The 16,571-nt window shown below is 68.5% G+C and carries 13 protein-coding genes; 5 read left to right on the top strand and 8 right to left on the bottom strand.

All coding sequences use genetic code 11. The annotated features are described in order from the left end of the window. Window positions 1-2: 2 nt before the first annotated feature. Genes LuPra_RS07610 through LuPra_RS07600 form a run of 3 tightly spaced genes read right to left on the bottom strand, consistent with a single transcriptional unit; the run spans window position 3 to window position 5,460 of the window. On the bottom strand, window positions 3-3,047 hold the full coding sequence (locus LuPra_RS07610; RefSeq protein ID WP_110170193.1) for an efflux RND transporter permease subunit: 3,045 nt from the start codon (window positions 3,045-3,047) through the stop codon (window positions 3-5). Continuing rightward, entirely contained in the window at window positions 3,044-4,198 is a 1,155-nt protein-coding gene (locus LuPra_RS07605) for an efflux RND transporter periplasmic adaptor subunit (protein WP_110170192.1), read from the bottom strand. Before LuPra_RS07605 ends, LuPra_RS07610 begins: the two co-directional genes overlap by 4 nt. Then, window positions 4,195-5,460, bottom strand: a complete 1,266-nt coding sequence (locus LuPra_RS07600) for a TolC family protein (RefSeq protein WP_162271324.1) — start codon at window positions 5,458-5,460, stop codon at window positions 4,195-4,197. The genes LuPra_RS07605 and LuPra_RS07600 overlap by 4 nt, the downstream gene beginning before the upstream one ends. Before the next feature lie 108 nt (window positions 5,461-5,568). Between LuPra_RS07600 and LuPra_RS32520 the strand changes: the two genes are divergently transcribed. The 4 genes from LuPra_RS32520 (at window position 5,569) to LuPra_RS07585 (ending at window position 10,220) form a co-directional block, all read left to right on the top strand. Continuing rightward, on the top strand, window positions 5,569-5,943 hold the full coding sequence (locus LuPra_RS32520) for a hypothetical protein (RefSeq protein WP_162271323.1): 375 nt from the start codon (window positions 5,569-5,571) through the stop codon (window positions 5,941-5,943). A 225-nt stretch (window positions 5,944-6,168) separates the two neighbouring features. Then, a complete protein-coding gene (locus LuPra_RS07595; RefSeq protein ID WP_157898863.1) occupies window positions 6,169-6,987 on the top strand; it encodes an alpha/beta fold hydrolase in 819 nt (272 codons plus the stop codon). Window positions 6,988-7,212: 225 nt separating this feature from the next. Further along, window positions 7,213-7,542 carry a PadR family transcriptional regulator gene (locus LuPra_RS07590; protein WP_110170189.1) on the top strand — a complete coding sequence of 110 codons (330 nt, stop codon included), beginning with the start codon at window positions 7,213-7,215 and terminating at the stop codon, window positions 7,540-7,542. Between the two features lie 5 nt (window positions 7,543-7,547). Then, entirely contained in the window at window positions 7,548-10,220 is a 2,673-nt protein-coding gene (locus tag LuPra_RS07585; protein ID WP_110170188.1) for an ADOP family duplicated permease, read from the top strand. 436 nt (window positions 10,221-10,656) lie between these two features. Here LuPra_RS07585 and LuPra_RS07575 read toward each other — a convergent pair whose 3' ends face one another. Continuing rightward, window positions 10,657-11,493, bottom strand: a complete 837-nt coding sequence (locus tag LuPra_RS07575) for a DUF1259 domain-containing protein (RefSeq protein WP_234800779.1) — start codon at window positions 11,491-11,493, stop codon at window positions 10,657-10,659. Between the two features lie 105 nt (window positions 11,494-11,598). On the opposite strand from LuPra_RS07575, the gene LuPra_RS07570 reads away from it, so the two are divergent. Beyond that, window positions 11,599-12,216 carry a BON domain-containing protein gene (locus tag LuPra_RS07570; protein ID WP_110170186.1) on the top strand — a complete coding sequence of 206 codons (618 nt, stop codon included), beginning with the start codon at window positions 11,599-11,601 and terminating at the stop codon, window positions 12,214-12,216. An 83-nt stretch (window positions 12,217-12,299) separates the two neighbouring features. On the opposite strand, the gene LuPra_RS07565 is transcribed toward LuPra_RS07570, so the two are convergent. From LuPra_RS07565 to LuPra_RS07550, 4 genes are all read right to left on the bottom strand, one after another. Further along, window positions 12,300-12,767, bottom strand: a complete 468-nt coding sequence (locus LuPra_RS07565; RefSeq protein WP_110170185.1) for a MarR family winged helix-turn-helix transcriptional regulator — start codon at window positions 12,765-12,767, stop codon at window positions 12,300-12,302. A gap of 153 nt (window positions 12,768-12,920) precedes the next feature. Then, window positions 12,921-14,660: a chloride channel protein gene (locus LuPra_RS07560; protein WP_110170184.1), complete on the bottom strand. Its 1,740-nt coding sequence runs from the start codon at window positions 14,658-14,660 to the stop codon at window positions 12,921-12,923. Beyond that, on the bottom strand, window positions 14,657-15,790 hold the full coding sequence (locus LuPra_RS07555; RefSeq protein ID WP_110170183.1) for a tetratricopeptide repeat protein: 1,134 nt from the start codon (window positions 15,788-15,790) through the stop codon (window positions 14,657-14,659). Before LuPra_RS07555 ends, LuPra_RS07560 begins: the two co-directional genes overlap by 4 nt. A gap of 269 nt (window positions 15,791-16,059) precedes the next feature. Then, window positions 16,060-16,467 carry a trypsin-like serine peptidase gene (locus LuPra_RS07550; RefSeq protein WP_110170182.1) on the bottom strand — a complete coding sequence of 136 codons (408 nt, stop codon included), beginning with the start codon at window positions 16,465-16,467 and terminating at the stop codon, window positions 16,060-16,062. Window positions 16,468-16,571 lie beyond the last annotated feature (104 nt).

Here is a 16,571-nt window from a genome sequence, read left to right as displayed (position 1 = left end):
AGTCATCCTTTCATCTCACGCGTGACACTGTCGGAACGACGCAGGCGCCGGGTCGCGGCGTACAGGCCAGGTACAGCCAGCAGCGTCACGAGCGTCGAGAGGACCAGGCCGCCGATGACAGCGAGCGCGAGTGGCCGCTGCAGCTCGGAGCCCGCGCCGAGGCCCAGGGCAAGCGGCAGCAGCGCGAACAGCGTGCAGAACGTCGTCATCAGGATCGGTCGGAAGCGGACGCGCCCGGCGTGCGCGATCGCGGCGTCGAACGGCTCTCCCGCCTCGTACAACCGTTCTGACAGGTCGAGCAGCATGATGCCGTTCTTGACGATCAACCCGACGAGCAGGATGAGGCCCATCGCCGACGACAGGTTGAGGTCCGTGCCCGTGAGCCAGAGCAGCAGCAATGCGCCGCCGAGCGAGAACGGCGCCGCAAGCATGATCAGGATCGCCGGCACCCAGGCGCGGAACTGGCTGACGAGGATCAGGAACACGAGGAACACCGTGAGCGCGAACACGAGGAGCAGTTCCCGGAACGCCACGCGCTGCGACTCGTACTGACCGCCGATTTCGTAGGTGTACCCGGTCGGCAGCCGGAGCGTGTCGAGCTTTGCGCGGATGTCGGCGACGGCGCCGCCGAGATCGCGATGCTCGAGGCGCCCGCTGACGAGGGCCACGGGCCGAAGGTTCTCGCGGTGCAGTTCGGCCTGCCCGTTCTCGCGCTCCATCGTGGCGAGCTCGGTGAGGGGAATGGCGTTGCCTTCGGCCGTGCGAATGACCGTCGCAGACAGCCGCGACGGATCGAACCGCACGGCGTCCGGCAGGCGGACGCGGACCGGGATCGTGCGATCGGGCAGGCGCAACTCGGTGGCGATCGTGCCGAGCCCGTTGGCGGCCAGCTGGTTGGCGACCTGCTCGACGGCCAGGCCATAGCGGGCGGCCGCCATCGGGTCGATCCTCCATGTCACCTGGGGGTTGCCGCGCTGCACGCCGACCACGTCGACGACGCCGTCGATCTTGCCCAGCAATTCCTCGACCGGCTCCGCGAGTTCGGCCAGCCGTTCGGGATCGTCGCCAAAGATCTTGACCTCGATCGGCTCGGCGGTTCCTTCGAGGTCACCGAGCATGTCCTGCAGCAGCTGGACGAACTCAACGTCGACGAGCGGCGCCACGTGGTGCACCCGCTCGCGCAGGTCGCTGATGATCCTGTCGGCGGATCGCTGCCGCTGCCCCCGGGGTTTCAGGCGAACGAGGATGTCCCCCGTGTTCTGCGCCGTGGCGAACAGCCCGAGCTCCGACCCCGTACGGCGGGAATAGGTTGCGACCTCCGGCGTCTGTGCGACGACCTTCTCGATGGCGCGAACCTGGCGGTCGGTCTCGGCCAGGGCGCTGCCTGCAGGGGTCACGTAGTCGACGACGAACCCGCCCTCGTCCGCGGCAGGAAAGAAACCCGTCCCGATGCGCATGAACAGCCCCACGGCGAGGACGCCAAGCACGACGACCGCGACGACCGCGATCCACGGCCGCTGCACCGCCACGCCGAGCATGCGCCCGTAGGTGCGGGCGAAGACGCCGTGGGACTCACCGCTGGGACGATGGTGCCTCGCGGCCCATTGGCCCATCAACGGGATCAGGCTGATCGAGAGCGCCAGCGAGATCAGCACCGCGATTGACAGGCTCAGCGACAGCGCGCGAAAGAACTGTCCCTGCACACCCGACAACAGGCCGAGCGGGGCGAACACGACCACGGTGGTGAGCGTGGAACTCACGAGGGGCGCCAGGATCTGCTGCACGGCCTCGGCGACGCTCGTGCCTCCCTCGCCAGCTCGCCGGTGCATGTTCTCGACGACGACCACCGCGTCGTCGATGACCAGCCCGATCGCGACAGCGAGGCCGCCCATCGACATGAGGTTGATGGTGCCGCCGAACAGCCACATGAACGCGAATGTCGGGATCACGGCGAGCGGCAGCGTGACGGCCGCGATGGTCGTCAGCCGCCAGTCGCGCAGCGCGAACAGCAGGACGATGATCGCCAGCACGCTGCCCACGAGGATGGCGTCGCGCACACCAGCGATCGATTCCTCGACGAACTCGGCCAGGTCGTAGACGCGATTGATCCGGATACCCGCCGGCAGCACCTTCGACATGCCAGTGAGGACACCGTCCAGCCCTGTCTTGACGCCAAGGATGTTGGCGCCGATCTGCTGCGCGATGGTCATGACGACGGCGTCGCGGCCATTTCCCGTGACCAGCAACGTGCGATCGGGCGTGCCACGCGTGACCGTGCCGAGGTCCGCCAGGCGCATGGTCTCCCCGCTCCGTGTCCTGATCGGTGCCGCCGCGATCGCGTCGACGCTCGCCCAGCTGGCCGATGCCAGAGTCAGGTGCTGCAGGCCTGATTCCTGGAACCGGCCGATCGGCATCAACGTGTTCTGCGCCTTGAGCGCGTCGGCCACGTCCAGCACGGTCAGCCTTGACGCGGCCAGCTTCGCCGGATCGAGCACCACCTCGATCTCGCGCGTGTCGCTGGCCTGCACCTCGATGATCCCGACGCCCGGCACGCGCGCCACTTCCGGCTTCACGACCACCGCGGCATAGTCGTAGAGATCGGCGGTCGGCATGTCGCTCGTGAGGCTGAGCACGAACACCGGAAAGACCTCCGGGGTCATGCGTTCGATCTGAAGCTCGGTCCCGGCGGGGAGGATCGAGGTGATCTCGGCGACGCGGTTCTGCAACATCTGCAGTGCCACGACCATGTCCGTGGCGGCCGCGAACTGGGCCGAGATCTCGGACGCGCCGCGAATGCTCTTCGAGCGGACACGGCGAATGCCCGGCACCGACATGACGACCTGCTCGAGGGGCCTGGTGACGATCAGCGACATCGACTGCGGCGGCAGGGTTCCCGATTTCGCCACGATGACGATGCGCGGAAACTGCAGCGGCGGATAGACGCCGCTGGGCAGCGCGAACGCCGCGAGGATGCCTGCGACGACAAGCGCGACGGCCACGAGGGCGATAGCCCGGGCATGCCTCAGCGCCAGCGCTCCAAGGGTCACTGCGCCTCGTTCCGGGCGCCGGCCGGACGTGACTTCGACTTCGACGTCGCCGACGCGTCGGCGGCAGTGGCGACGGCGATCGCGGCGCCGTCGGGCAGGCCGGCCTGCCCGTCCACGACGACGAGCTCGCCGGCCTTCACTCCAGAGAGAATCTCGGCGTTCGTGCCATCGGTCAGTCCGAGGCGCACGGCACGGCGCACGGCCTTGTTCCCGGTCGCGATGAAGACCGCGGTCTCCTCGCCTTCCCGGACGATGGCCGCCGCGGCGACCAGGACGGCGTGGGCATGCTGCTCGGCATCGATGTCGATCTCCACCGCCGCGCCCGCAGGAGCGGTTGTCGCTCCGGTGAGGGCGACGCGTATCGGGACCGTTGCCGTACCGGCGTCGACCGTACCTGGACCGGCCACGACCTTCAACGTCACGGGCTCGGCATCGAGCACCCCACCAGACGCGCGCGCCGCCGCGCCTACCCGGATGCGGGACGCATCGGCGATCGGAATGGCGGCCACGATTTCGAGGCGGTGCGGGTCGATGACATGGAGAATGGGGTCGGTGGCCGTCGCTTCAACGAGGTCGCCCGGATTGTGCAGGCGGCGCACGACAATCCCATCGAAGGTGGCGCGAACCGTCGCCCGCGCCGCCACCGCCTGGGCCGCACCCAGGGCGGCCGTCGCCTGCGCAATCGCCGCCCGGGCATCGGCACTGGCGCGATGGCTCTCCTCCACCTCCCGGCGTGCGGCGATGCCTCGATCGAAGAGCTCGGCGGCGCGGGTTTCTGCCGCCGCAGCCGCGTCCAGCGCGGCGTGGGCACGCGCGACTTCGGCCTCCTGCCGTTGGACGTCGGCGATCGCGCCGGGCAGTTCGAACCGCACCAGGACGTCTCCTCGCCGGACATGATCGCCGTTGCCGCGCGCAATCTCCGCGATCCGTGCCACCTCCGGAGCGACGACGATCAACTCCGCGCCGGGCGACGGAGAGACGACGCCGCTGGCATGGACCACGGCACGAATGTCGCCGAGGCGTGCGCGATCGACGCTGACCGACACCGTGGCGTCACTCGTCACTTCCTCGTTCGATGGCGCGCGGCATCCGGCCAGGCCGACAACGGCGAGTACCAGGGCAGTGAGGGAGTGGCATGTCGCGGACGTCATGGGAGCGGCGCTCCGATGGCCTTCTCCAGGTCAGCGACACCGAGCTGGAACTGAGCGAGGATGTCGAGCGACCGGAGCCGGACGTCCCGCGTACCGCGCAACGTTTGCAGGAGCGCGGCGAGTTCCGACTGGCCGAGGCGGTAGGCATCCTGCGCCATCTCCTCGACCTGCCGCGCCTGCGGCAGGATGACGTCGCGGTACTGGAGATACGCCTGTCGACGCGATTCGGCGGAGACCGTCGCCGCGGTGACCTCGCCGGCGATCCGCGCGAGCGCGGCCTGCCGCTGCGCGGCGAGCTGCTGCAGCGTCGCGTCCTCGAGCGTCACCCCGGCGGCATGCGTGGCAAACAGCGGCACGGTCATCGTCAGGCTCGCACGCCAGCCGTACGTGAATTCAGGCTGCGCGTCGTGCGTCAACGTCGCGGCCGGGACGACGTCGGGCACACGGGCGGCGCGCGCGAGGACGAGTCTGGCGCGCTGTTCCTCGATCCGTCGATCGAGCACTGCCAGTTCGGTGCTGCGCGTGAGGGCCTGCTCCAGGGTCGCGGCGCTGACGAGGGCCCCCCCGGGATCGAGTCCCGTCGTCAGCGGCGGCGCGGCGTCGAGCGGGAGGCCGAGAAGCGCGTCGAGCCGGGCGCGCTCGGCCGAGACGATGCCGGCTGCAGCGGTCACCTCGGACTCCGCGGCGTTGAGCGCGAGATCGACCTGCAGGACATCGAGGCGTGGCGCGTCACCCTGCTCGTAGCGGGCCTGTGCCGCGCCAAGGGCACGCCTCGCGAGATCGCGTTGATCGCGCAACACCTCGAGCCGGGCCTCGGCCACGAGCGTCTCGAAGTAGCTCCGCCGGACGTCGTTGCGCACCTGCCAGACAATGGCCGCCAGTTCCGCGTCGCCCACGGCCAGGGTCGCTTCGCTCACCGCGACACGCTTTCCGCGTTTGCCACCGAGTTCGAGTGGCACGGCGATGGCGTAGGCCTGCTTGGGCGCCTCCTTCTCGACCTCGATGGTCACTTCGGGGTTCAGCCGCTCGCCGGCGACGCTGACGCCAGCGAGTCGAATGGCCCGGCCGAGCCGTTCGGCACCGATGGTCGGATTGGCGGTGAGCGCACGGTCGACGGCGCCTGGCAGGGTCAACGGCTCTGGCGGTGCCGGTTGGCCCTCTTGCGCTCCTGCCGCGGGAGCGAGCACGGAAGACAGCCCTGCGAGCACGACCCGTGCGACTGCGGTACGCAGCGAAGGCAGTGAGCCCGTCACACTCGACACGATGTGGGAGTCAACATGACCACACGATGACATCAGGGCCGGCCCGCTGGCGGCACCCGCCCCCACGCGACGACGCGCCTGCGAGCCGACGCAGCTACACTGTTGGAGATGAACGAACAAGAGTTGCGTGCCTATGCACTGCGCGGGCTGACGGCCCGCTTGACCGAGTTGGACGATGAGCGGGCACGAATTCTCGTGTTGCTGGGCGAATGGGATACGGCCGAAAAGCCGGCCGCCCGCCGAAAGGTCCGAACCCCACGCAGCGATCTCGGCGCAACCATCGCGCGCCATGGTGCGACCGTCGATGCGACACAGACGCTCGCGGTGGTTCGCCCCGATGCCGGTTCGCTGGCCGAGGACGCCGAACCCGAGCTGGCCCGCGTGCTCCCCCGCCGGAATCGCGCCCAGGTACGGCCGCCCGCCGATCCGCCGGCCCCGGCACTGCCGCCTATGCCCAGGCTGGTGAAAGCCCGCGCAAGCTGAGCGATCGGCACGGCCGATCGGTGACGTCGTGTGAACAAGGGACAGGGGATAACGCAGAAGAGAACAGGAAATCATAACGAACAAGACAAAAGGGCAAGGCGAAGAGGGCAGCACACCGCCTTCTCCCTTTCATCCTTCCGTCTTGTCGCTGTTGCAATTCCCTGTCTCTTTTTTGTTCTCTCTTCTCACTCTTTCTCGAACGCCCAGGAAGGGCGTACGGTCCGGGTGAACGGCAATCTCGTGCAGGTCCGCATCCTCGGACCGCCCGATGGCAGGCCAGGCCACCCCGTCGTCGTGTTCGAGAGTGGCGTCGGGACCGGGTTGATCGCCTGGTCACCCGTCCTGCCCGACGTCGCCCGGTTCGCGACAGTCGTCGCCTACGATCGGGCCGGCATCGGTGGGTCGGAGGCAGACGGACCGGCGCCTACACCGCGGCACATCGCCGAACGGCTCCACGCCCTGCTCGACGAGCTCGGCCTGAAGCCACCCTACGTGCTCGTCGGCCATTCCTGGGGCGGCCTGCTGATCCGGATGTATACGGCGATCTACCCGGCCGACGTGGGTGGACTGGTGTACGTGGATCCGACCGATCCGCGTTCCGAGGCGGAGGACCTCGCGTACCTGCGCGCCAGCGGCTACACCGCCGACGGCGCGCGACAGTGCATCGACAAGCGCGCCCAGGAGATGGCCGAATTCGTGGGCCGGCAGACGGGCCAGTACCGGGCCGAGATGGACGTCATACGGGCCAACGAGCTGAACCACTCCGCCGAATTCCTTCAGCTGCCGCCACTGCCTGACGTGCCGGTGGCATTGCTCGTGTCGAACCGCTTCTCTCCGCAGGTCTGGGCCGGCCGGCCGTGCGAGCCACCCGCCTGCCATGCGCACTGGTTGCGTCAACGACTCGCCGCGCTGACGCGGCTTGCGCCGGCCGGGGCGCAGACGTCCGTAACGCTCACCGAAGCCGGCCACGACATCCAACACGAAGAGCCGTCGCTCGTCGTCGACGCCATCGGGCGCGTCCTGGCGACCAGCAAGGCACGCTGAACCCGTAAGGCGAGCTTCCCACCGACGGGCATCCGCGCGTCGAGCAAGCTCGACGCCTACGTCCAACCGTGGTGTAGCTGTCGACCTTGGTCGACAGTCGAACGCGTGGCTTGCGTAGCCGTCGACCTTCCACCTTCGCCAAGGCTACGGTGGACAAGCCAGGTCGACGGGTTGGGTTGCGTGTTGTCGACGTTCGAGGCATAGTTGTCGATAGTCGAGGTATCGATGCCGAAGCCGTCTGACCTCCTGCAGGGCACGCTCGATCTGCTGATCCTCAGGACCATCGCCCGCGACCCGCTGCACGGCTGGGGCATCGCCAAGCGCATCCAACTGGTCTCTGGCGAAGTGCTCGCCGTGGGCCAGGGCTCTCTCTATCCAGCCCTGCACCGGCTCGAGCAGCAAGGCTGGATCGACGCCGAGTGGAAGGCGTCCGAGCTGGGGCGCACCGCGAAGTTCTACGGCCTGACACGCGAAGGCCGCAAGCAACTGGCCCGCGAGCTCGAGAGCTGGCACCGGCTGTCCACCGCCGTTGGCCTCGTCATCCAGGACGCGTAAGTATCATGCGACGCCTCCGGCTGTTGCGGCATCGCCTGCGTTCCGTGTTCCTGTCGTCCCGCGTCGAGGATGAGCTCGACCGCGAGCTCCGCCTGCACCTCGATGCGTTGACCCGCGAAGCGCTCGAGGCCGGCGTGGACGCGTCCGAGGCGCAGCAAGCGGCCCGCAGGGCATTCGGCTCGATGGATCTCGCGCGCGAGCGCTGTCGCGACACGCGCCGGGTCGGACTGATCGACGACCTGATGCGCGATCTGCGGTACGCAACCCGATGGCTTGCGCGATCTCCCGTCTTCACGGCAACGGCGCTGCTCTCGCTGGCCCTGGGGCTCGGGGCCACGACGGGGGTCTACAGCATCGCGGACGCGGTGCTGTGGCGAATGCTGCCTGTCGCGAGTCCGCAGGACCTCGTCTTCATCAAGGCGGCGGGCACGGAGAGCGTCGGCGGCGCGCCGCCCTATCCGGTTTTCGCGCGCCTGCGCGAGGAGACGTCAGCGTTCACGGGCATGGCGGCGTTTGCCAGCGACGACCTCTACCTCGAGGTGGACGGGGAGACCGAGCAGGTCAGCGGCCAGGTCGCCTCCGGCACCTATTTCGACGTACTCGGCCTCTCCCCGGCGGCCGGACGCCTGACCACGATGGCCGACGAGCAGGCGAGGCGGCCCGTCGCGGTCGTGTCACACGCGTACGCGCAGCGGCGGTTCGGCGGCGCGGCACAAGCGCTCGGGCGCAGCATCGGCTTTCGCGACCGGCCTTTCACCATCGTTGGGGTCACGCCGGCCGCGTTCACGGGCCTGGTGCCAGGCCGACACATCGACGTGACCCTGCCGATCACCTTCGAAAACAACTTGCTGGCAAACGCCGACACCTGGTGGTTCGAGGCCGTGGCACGCGTGGCACCGGGCACGTCGCTCGAGGCCGCGACCGCGCAGGTGGACGCCATCTTCCAGACGTTCATGGGCGGCATGGCGCCAGGCTCGCCGACCGCGAGCCTGAGGCGCACCCATTTCAATCGACTGATCCTCGTGCCGGCCGGACAAGGCCTCGACCAGTTGCGCCGGCGGTTCCAGACGCCTCTGCACGCCCTCGTCCTCGTCTCGGGCGCCGTCCTCCTGATTACGTGCCTCAATCTGGGCACTTTGCTGCTGGTACGCGGCGCGACGCGCGAGCGAGAACTCGCCGTACGAATTGCCTCCGGGGCGGGCACCGGCCGGCTGTGCCGCCAGCTGCTGACCGAGGCGTTGCTGCTGTTTGCGACGGGTGCGCTGCTCGCGGTGGGCGTTGCGCACGTGGCCGTCACGTTCCTGACCGGACTGTTTGCCGGAGGACGCAGTCCGATTCTCGTCGACGCGCGGTGGGATTGGCGCGTGGGCGTGTTTGCCGCCAGCGTCACGCTTGCTTCAGGCCTGATCACCGGCCTCTGGCCCGCGATCCGCCTCCTCCGCCGAGGTCATGCCTCCTCGTCCTCGCATGGGCACGGCACGCGGCTCGCCGGCTCGGCGCACCTGTCCCGGGTGGCGCGGTTCGCCGTGGCCGGCCAGTTCGCGCTCTCGCTGGTGCTGCTCGTCGCCGCGATCATGGCGATGCGGACGATGGCGAACCTGCGCGCCGTCGACCTCGGCTTCCGTCCGACGCAGGTGCTGACCATGTCCATCACGCCGCTGCACCTCGGCACGCCGCCACAGGATCGCGAGGCGCGCGCGGCCTTCTGGCGCGACACCCTGCGTCGCGTACGCGCGGTGCCAGGAGTCCAGTCCGCATCGCTGTCGGTGCTGACGCCGCTGTCGGGCAGGGATCGGGGGCGGTTCGTCTCCATCGCGGGCTACGAGCCCCAGAGCGATCGCGATCGCACCATCAAGGTGAACCTCGTCGCCGACGACTACTTCCAGACCTTCGGTATCGACATCCGTGCCGGCCGCACCCTGACCGCGAGTGATGGCACCGGTACGCCGGTCGCCGTCGTCAACCAGGCGGCGGTGACGAAGTTCTTCGGCGGGCGCAACCCGCTCGGCGAGACACTCGACTTCGGCGAGTACGGCCGCTTCCAGATCGTCGGGATCGTGAACGACCACAAACACCGCGCCATCCGCGACGTGGCGCCGCCGATGACCTACCTGTCGCTCTGGCACCAGGCCGACAGCCCCGAACGCGTCACACTATCCGTCGCCTCGAGTCGTCCCCCTGCCCTGCTCGCCCGCATCCTCGCGGACCAGGTGCGCGCCGTCCACTCGCGCACGCTCGTCTCCGACGTGCTCGCGATCGACGAGCAGATCGACGTGACGCTGGTTGGCGAGCGGTTGCTCTCCATGCTGGCGACGACGTTGGCGATCCTGGCAATCGGGCTGGCCATGGTCGGACTGTACGGCGTCCTCACTGATGCGGTCGCGCGACGCCGGACCGAGTTCGCGGTCCGGATGGCGCTCGGCGCACCGCGATCACACGTCGCGTGGATGACCTACCGCGAGGTGTTGTGGCAGGTGGCTGCGGGAGTGGCGCTGGGACTGCCGGCAGCGCTCGCACTCACACCGTACGGGGCAAGCCTGATGTTCGGCGTGACACCTCACGAACCGTGGACGTACGTCCTCGGGATGGTCGTGCTCGCGGCCGTCGCGCTCCTGGCCGCGGCCGTGCCGACGCGGCGGGCGCTGCGGATTGCACCCGCCGAGGCGATACGGGAGTAGGACGGGTACCGGGTACCGGGCACCGGGTACCGGGCACCGGGTACCGGGCACCGGGTACCGGGCACCGGGACGAACGCTGAACGTCGAACGCCGAACGCCGAACGCCGCATTCCACGCGTCAACGCTCCCTGGACGTAGGCGTCGAGCTTGCTCGACGCGCCGCCAACCGAGCGACGACGGTCGACTAAGGTCGACCGCTACGACACACTTTGCACGTAGCCGTCGACCTTCCACTTTCGCCACGGCTACGGTGGACAAGTCAGGTCGACCGACGGCAGCGTGATCAGTCTCGAGCCTCAGACGTAGCGGGCTTGGACGGCTCAAGAGATGGCCGTCAGGCTTGAGACCTGAGCCCTGAGCCCTGAGACTTGCCCCTGAGCCCTGAGACTTGAGACTTGAGACTTGGGCCTTGAGCCCTGAGCCGTGAATCGCGCGCCTACGACTTCGGCGCCGGTTTTCCGAGCAGGTCGAGTGCCGCACGCACGCCGCGCGCCAGCTTGTCAGCCGGCCCGGACCCCAGGTAGTGCAGGAAGTACACATCCGGTTGGGTCGCGGTCATGTGATGGTGGATGGACACGACGTCGATGCCACTGGCACGCAGGGCCTTCAGCACCGGCGTGACCTCCTGGGCCAGCATCGCCACGTCGCCCGCGACCAGCGCTTCACTGTCGGAACCGGCGAATGCCGCCCATGTGTTCAAGCCCATGCGCGCATTGATCAGCGCGCCGTGCTCCCGGACCGTGATGTCCGGTCGCCCGATCGTGATCTTGTAGACCGGCCCGCTCTGCTCGCCCTGATGACCGATGATGCCGGCAACAGTGGCGGCGGTCACGCCCGTCGGCGCCGGAGCCGCAGCTGCCGGCCCCTGGGGCGCAGCGCGCATCGCCTTGTCGATCAAGGCCATCGCCGGCTTCAAACGCGTCGCCAGCTCAGCCGCGGTACCCATGCCGTGCAGGTGCATGTAGAAGATCCGCGGTTGTTCCCAGAAGAAGTGGTTGTGCAGTGCGGTGACGTCAATCCCGTTGTCGAGCAAGGCCGACATCACCGGATTCACTTCGTCCTCGGTGAGGACGAGGTCGCCCATCAGGACCTCATGGCCGCCGTCACCCCTGGTCATCGCCACCCACCCACCGAACCCGAGCGGCGTCGGAACCGGCCGTTCGTGAATGGTGACCTTCAGGTCGGTGCGCGGGATGTTCACCTTCAGCACGCCGTCCTTGAAGTCGCCGCTGCGCCCCAGCGTCGTCATCGCCGCCTTGTAGTCAGCGGGCATATCCTGTCCCTCGGCCGCTGACACCAACGCCAATGTGAGAAGCACTGCTCCGCACGTCCATCCCGTCTTGCGCATGACTGTGTCCCGTTCCGCGGCGTCCCAACGATGGAGGCAGGCGGTTCGCTTCGCACGCTAACGCGTCTGGCCCGAGGGCGCAACAGCCACGGTCCTGCCTCCGCCGTAACTGCAGCCGACGTTGGGGCTGATCTCGACATTCCAGCGATCTCGACAATCCAGCATTCCAGCATTCCGTATTCCCGTATTCCCGTATTCCGGTATTCCGGCATTGTCACGCTCGACAGCAGGCAGCGCCTCACGAACTGGCGCACATCCTGCAAGGTCCTGCATCAGCCGCTGCATGTTGCAGCAGGCACGGAGGAACTCATGCGCGACTTACGTATCGCTCTGCTACCCACTGCCGTCGTGATGGTCACGTTGCTCGCCGGCGGGTGCGCCAACACCGCGAAAGGTGTGAAGACCGACGCGGAGAAGAATACCGAGAAGGTGGTCGCTGGCGCGGAAACGGTCGACGTCAAGTCGGCGTTGATCGCGGACGGCCGCGTCGATGCGAGCAACATCAACGTCGACACGAGCGCGAGCACCAAGACAGTCGTGCTCAAGGGCACCGTGAAGACGGCCGAGCAGAAGGCGATAGCAGAGAAGATTGCCCAGCAGCACGCCAAGGGCTACACGATCAACAACACGCTCACGGTTGCGCCCTAGTCGTAGTCGCAGTGGAGCGAAGGTCTACGCGCGTCCCCGTGCGCTGGCGCCACGCCTGCGTCGGGGAACGCGTGGCCGCGCACCTACCGCGTGCGCGCGATCTCGCGGTCGAGGCAGGTCGCCAACTGGTCCAGGAAGCGGCGCGTCGCGGCGCGGTGGTTCTGTCCGGTCCTGGCGAAGGCGACGGCCACGGCCCCTTCGACGGTGCCCTTCGTGCTGGCGCTGGCGCGTGCTCCACGCCGCGTCAGCCGCAGGACGGTGCGCCGTCGATCCTCGGGGTCCGATGTGCGCGCCACGAGCGCTTGCGCTTCCAGCCGTCGCAGGACACCGGTCAGCGTGCTCGGGTGCAAATGCAGCACCGCCGCGAGGTCACCTGCGGAAAGTCCGGGGAACAGCGCGATCATCCGCAGGACCAGGCGCTGCGGACCGGTGACGCCGACACTCGCGCCCATCTGCTTGGAGAGGCGTTCCATGCGATGGACGACCGCCCACAGGCCCTGCATGAACGCGAGCACATCCGGCAGGTCGGCCGAATTCGGCAATGTGCGCATCCGGCATCATAGCGAGCGCGGCGTCCACGCGCGAAGCGTATCGATTGGTAGACCTGGACGGCCGAGGCCTTGGCCGCGCGACGATGGTAGGGCCGGTTCTCCGAACCCGGCCCAACACGGGCCGCGCTCGGAGCCCTACCATCCTTGTCACGATCACGCCGGCGGCGAGGCACGCTCGAAGCCGTACGCGCGACGGACGTCATCGCCCGTGACCACGCCAAGCAGGTGCCGGTGATCGAGCCGTGAGATCACGGGGACGACGGGGGCCCTGGCGAGTTGTCGCAGGGCGACGTCGAGCCACTCATCCGGGTAGACCGGCTCCACGTTGCGATACTCGAGGGGCCGGCCATCGACCGAGGGCGCGCTTCCCGTCTTGAACGCCTCCCAGGCCTGCTCATCCGCCATCGCGCTGCGCAACGCGGCCACGTCAAGGAGCATCCAGCGGCCGTTGGCGCCAAACACGAGTGCGCTTTCCGCCGATGACGACTGGATATGGGCCAACGCCTCGGGCGCAGACCACGTCGTGTTCACCACCAGGACGTGATCGGACACCGGCGTCGCGGCATCCTCGACGTGCAGAGGCGCATCCGGCCGGACCAGACGTGCCGACGGGAGGACGGCGCCTTCGTGCTCGGCCACGACGTCGAGGATCGACTGGCGATGCAGTTGCCGCGCGACCAGGAACGCCAGGGTCGCGGTAATCATCGCCGGCACGATGCTCTCGGCCGTGCCACTCAACTCGAACGCCATGAACACGGCAGTCATCGGCGCGCGGAAGACGCCGGCAAACATCGCCGCCATGCCTGCCAGGACCAACGTGCCTTGCGGCCCCGCGGCCACTGGTAGCCAGCCTGGCGCCAGCCCACCGAACGCTCCACCCAACATCACGCCGAGGAAGAGCGTCGGCGCAAACAGCCCGCCGGGCGTACCGGCCCCGAACGCCACGCCCGACACGAGCATCTTGACCACCGCAAGCATGGCCATCGTCGACCACGCGTACTGGTTGTGCAGCGCGGCGTCCATGGCGCGATACCCGGTTCCCAATACGTCCGGCCAGACGAGTCCGACCGCGCCGACCATCAGGCCCGCGCAGAGGGGGCCCACCAATGGCGGGAGGTGAATGGCGCCGAGACGGTACCGCAGCAGGGTCATCACGCGCACGTACGTGGTGGCGAAGAGGCCCGCCGTCACTCCCAGCACGACGTACGAGAGCAACGCACGCCAGCCCCCGATCGCCACGACCTCGGGCGCGCTGAAGAGGGGACTGTCGCCGAGAAAGAGCCTCGACGTGACCACCGACGAGACCGCCGCGAGCACGATCGACCCCATGACGGCGGCGTCGAACCCGGCCACGACCTCCTCCATCACGAACAACACGCCCGTGATCGGCGTGTTGAATGCGGCCGCAATGCCTGCCGCTGCCCCGGTCGGCGCAATCAGCCGCATCGAACGCTGGGACAGGTTGAACACGCGGCCGAGCCGCGAGGCAATCCCCGCCCCCATCAGCAATGCCGGATCTTCGGGACCGAGCGGCGTCCCCGTACCGATCGACAGCGCGCACGCGGCGAACTTGCCTGGCACGGCGGCAAACGAGATGTGCCCGTTGGAGACGTACAGCGCGGATTTCGTCTGGACGATGCCGCTGCCGGCGCTGGCGGGGATCACGCGCACGATCAGCGCCGCCGCCGCGGCCCCGAGCGCGGGCCAGAGCACGCGCATCAAGGGTGCGGTGCCGGTGTCGTGGACCGAGAAGTCGATCAGTTCGATCGACGTGTGGAAGCAGACGACGAGCAGCCCCGTGCTGACGCCGATCAGCACGGCCAGCAGAAGGAAGCGCTGGGCGTCGGTCAGCACCCAGGCGCGGAGCAACGGCGTAGGACGGCGCTCGTTCATCGCGGCGACTCGCCGCCGAGGTCGGCCAGGATGCGCCCGACGGCGGACGACTGCGGAGAGGGCAGGCAGCTGGCCGGCATCCGCCGTGCGGCGGCCTCGAGCAGGGTGCGCCCGAGTTCGGCGTCCGTACTCTGCCGTGTCAGCCACTGCTCGATCAGGGGACGCATGGCGGCAACGTCGGCACGCGCATCGCAGCTCATGAGGTGTCCACGTACCTCACCGAGCAGCGCGCGCAACCGCGAGAGCCGTTCCCGTGACGACAGGCGTCGCTGATCCGGGTCGAGGGCCAGGATGCGCGCAGTCAGCACCCGCAGCGCGGTCATCTCCTCGTTGCGCCGGCCATCGGCCAGCACGCGGCCGGCCGCCGCATAGGCGTCGACGTAGTTGCGTCGCGCGAATTCGGCCCTGGCCAGCAGGGCGAGCGCGTCTCCGGCGTCGGAGAACCGCTCCGTCACGACACGCAGCTGTCGCGCCGCGTCGTCAGTGAACCCTTCGGCCAGGAGGTCGCGGCCCGCCTGCAGCTGCAACTCGCGATCGCCGGGAAACGCGTTGGACAGTTCGAGCAGCGCCGCCCGCAAGCGACTTCGCTCACCCAACCGCCGGTAATGGTCGACGAGTTCGACACGTGCGCGCATGCGCAGCGGCTGTGCCGCAGGCGGCCACCGGCCGTAGATGGCCCTGTAGTAGGTGCGCTCGGCTTCGTCGTTACTGCCGGCCTGCTCGAAGATGCGTGCGAGCACGAGGTTGGCCTCGCCGTTGACCGGCTGCTGCCGCAAGACCTCCTGCACGTACGGTTCGGCTTCGGCCGACCGCCCGACGGCGACCAGGGCCTTCGCGAGGGCGAGGCGGTAGTCGGGGTGGCGAGGTTCCAGCCCGACCGCTTCGCGCAACAGCGCCACCGCATTGTCGCGCCGGCCTGCCGCCGCCGCTGTGGCCGCACGCGTCGCAGCGGCGTCGGCGCGCGTGACTCGCTGGTCGTGCGCCGTACGGGTGAGAAACGAGGCGGCCGCCCAGAGGACGCCGATGAACAACGCCACCGTGGCGAATCGCCATGTGACCGACTGCCGAAGGGCTCGGGAGGCGCCCGCGAGCGACGCGACTGGCGTCGTGGTGTGCGTCACCTCCGCCATCACCGGACCTTACCAGCAAATCAGTTTGACGTCCAAGCGACCGCCGTCTTCGCGGCATCGCGCCCCACAGCCTGATGTGGCTGCCACCTCGGATTCGCGTCCGAGGCCCCTTCGGCACATAGACGCAGTGTCCTGCGCGGCGGCTCGCGACGGCTGTCCGCAGGGGCGCAGCTGAGCGTTCTTGTATTGGACGCGACCGCTGCTGACCGTCGGTCAACGGAGGCCGCACGATCAACGCACGCCCAATCACGCCGGTGGAGCCCAACTCGTCAGTTTGAGGAGCCGCGGTTCGGCGTCGAACTCGTCAAGGTCAACCGGCTGGTGAGGCGATCGGGCTGAAGCCGGATGCCGATTGTCTCCAGCGGCGAGAACGTCACGCCGAGCTGGAAGTTGAACAGGCAGATCGCCTCGCGCGCCGCGTCGAGCGACGGCAGGACATGGTGGTTCGTGAGAAGGAGGTTCCGGCCGACGAGAAAACCCGTCCAGGTGCACTCCTGATCCGGCGTCCCTTCGAAGTTTGTGCCTTTTGAATCAATCTTGCAGACCGCGCGCGTATTCGCGAGCCCGAGTTCGAGAAAGCAGACAGGCAGGAAATTGCGTAAGCCGTTGGCGAGCTCGACCCGCTCGGGCACCTCCGCGAGACGGTCGAGGAATTCGGCAACTGGATCCTGCTGCACTGGCGGAAACGCTGGCCGAGCGCCTTGACGTCGGGGCACGCAAGTCCGCCGAACTCGCGCCCGAAATCGGACGCGCCCGCGACACGGACCTGCTTGTAGAAGTC

The organism is Luteitalea pratensis, from assembly GCF_001618865.1.
Lineage (GTDB): Bacteria > Acidobacteriota > Vicinamibacteria > Vicinamibacterales > Vicinamibacteraceae > Luteitalea > Luteitalea pratensis.
Note: the sequence above shows the minus strand (reverse complement) of the source record. Positions and strands in the feature narration are given on the sequence as shown.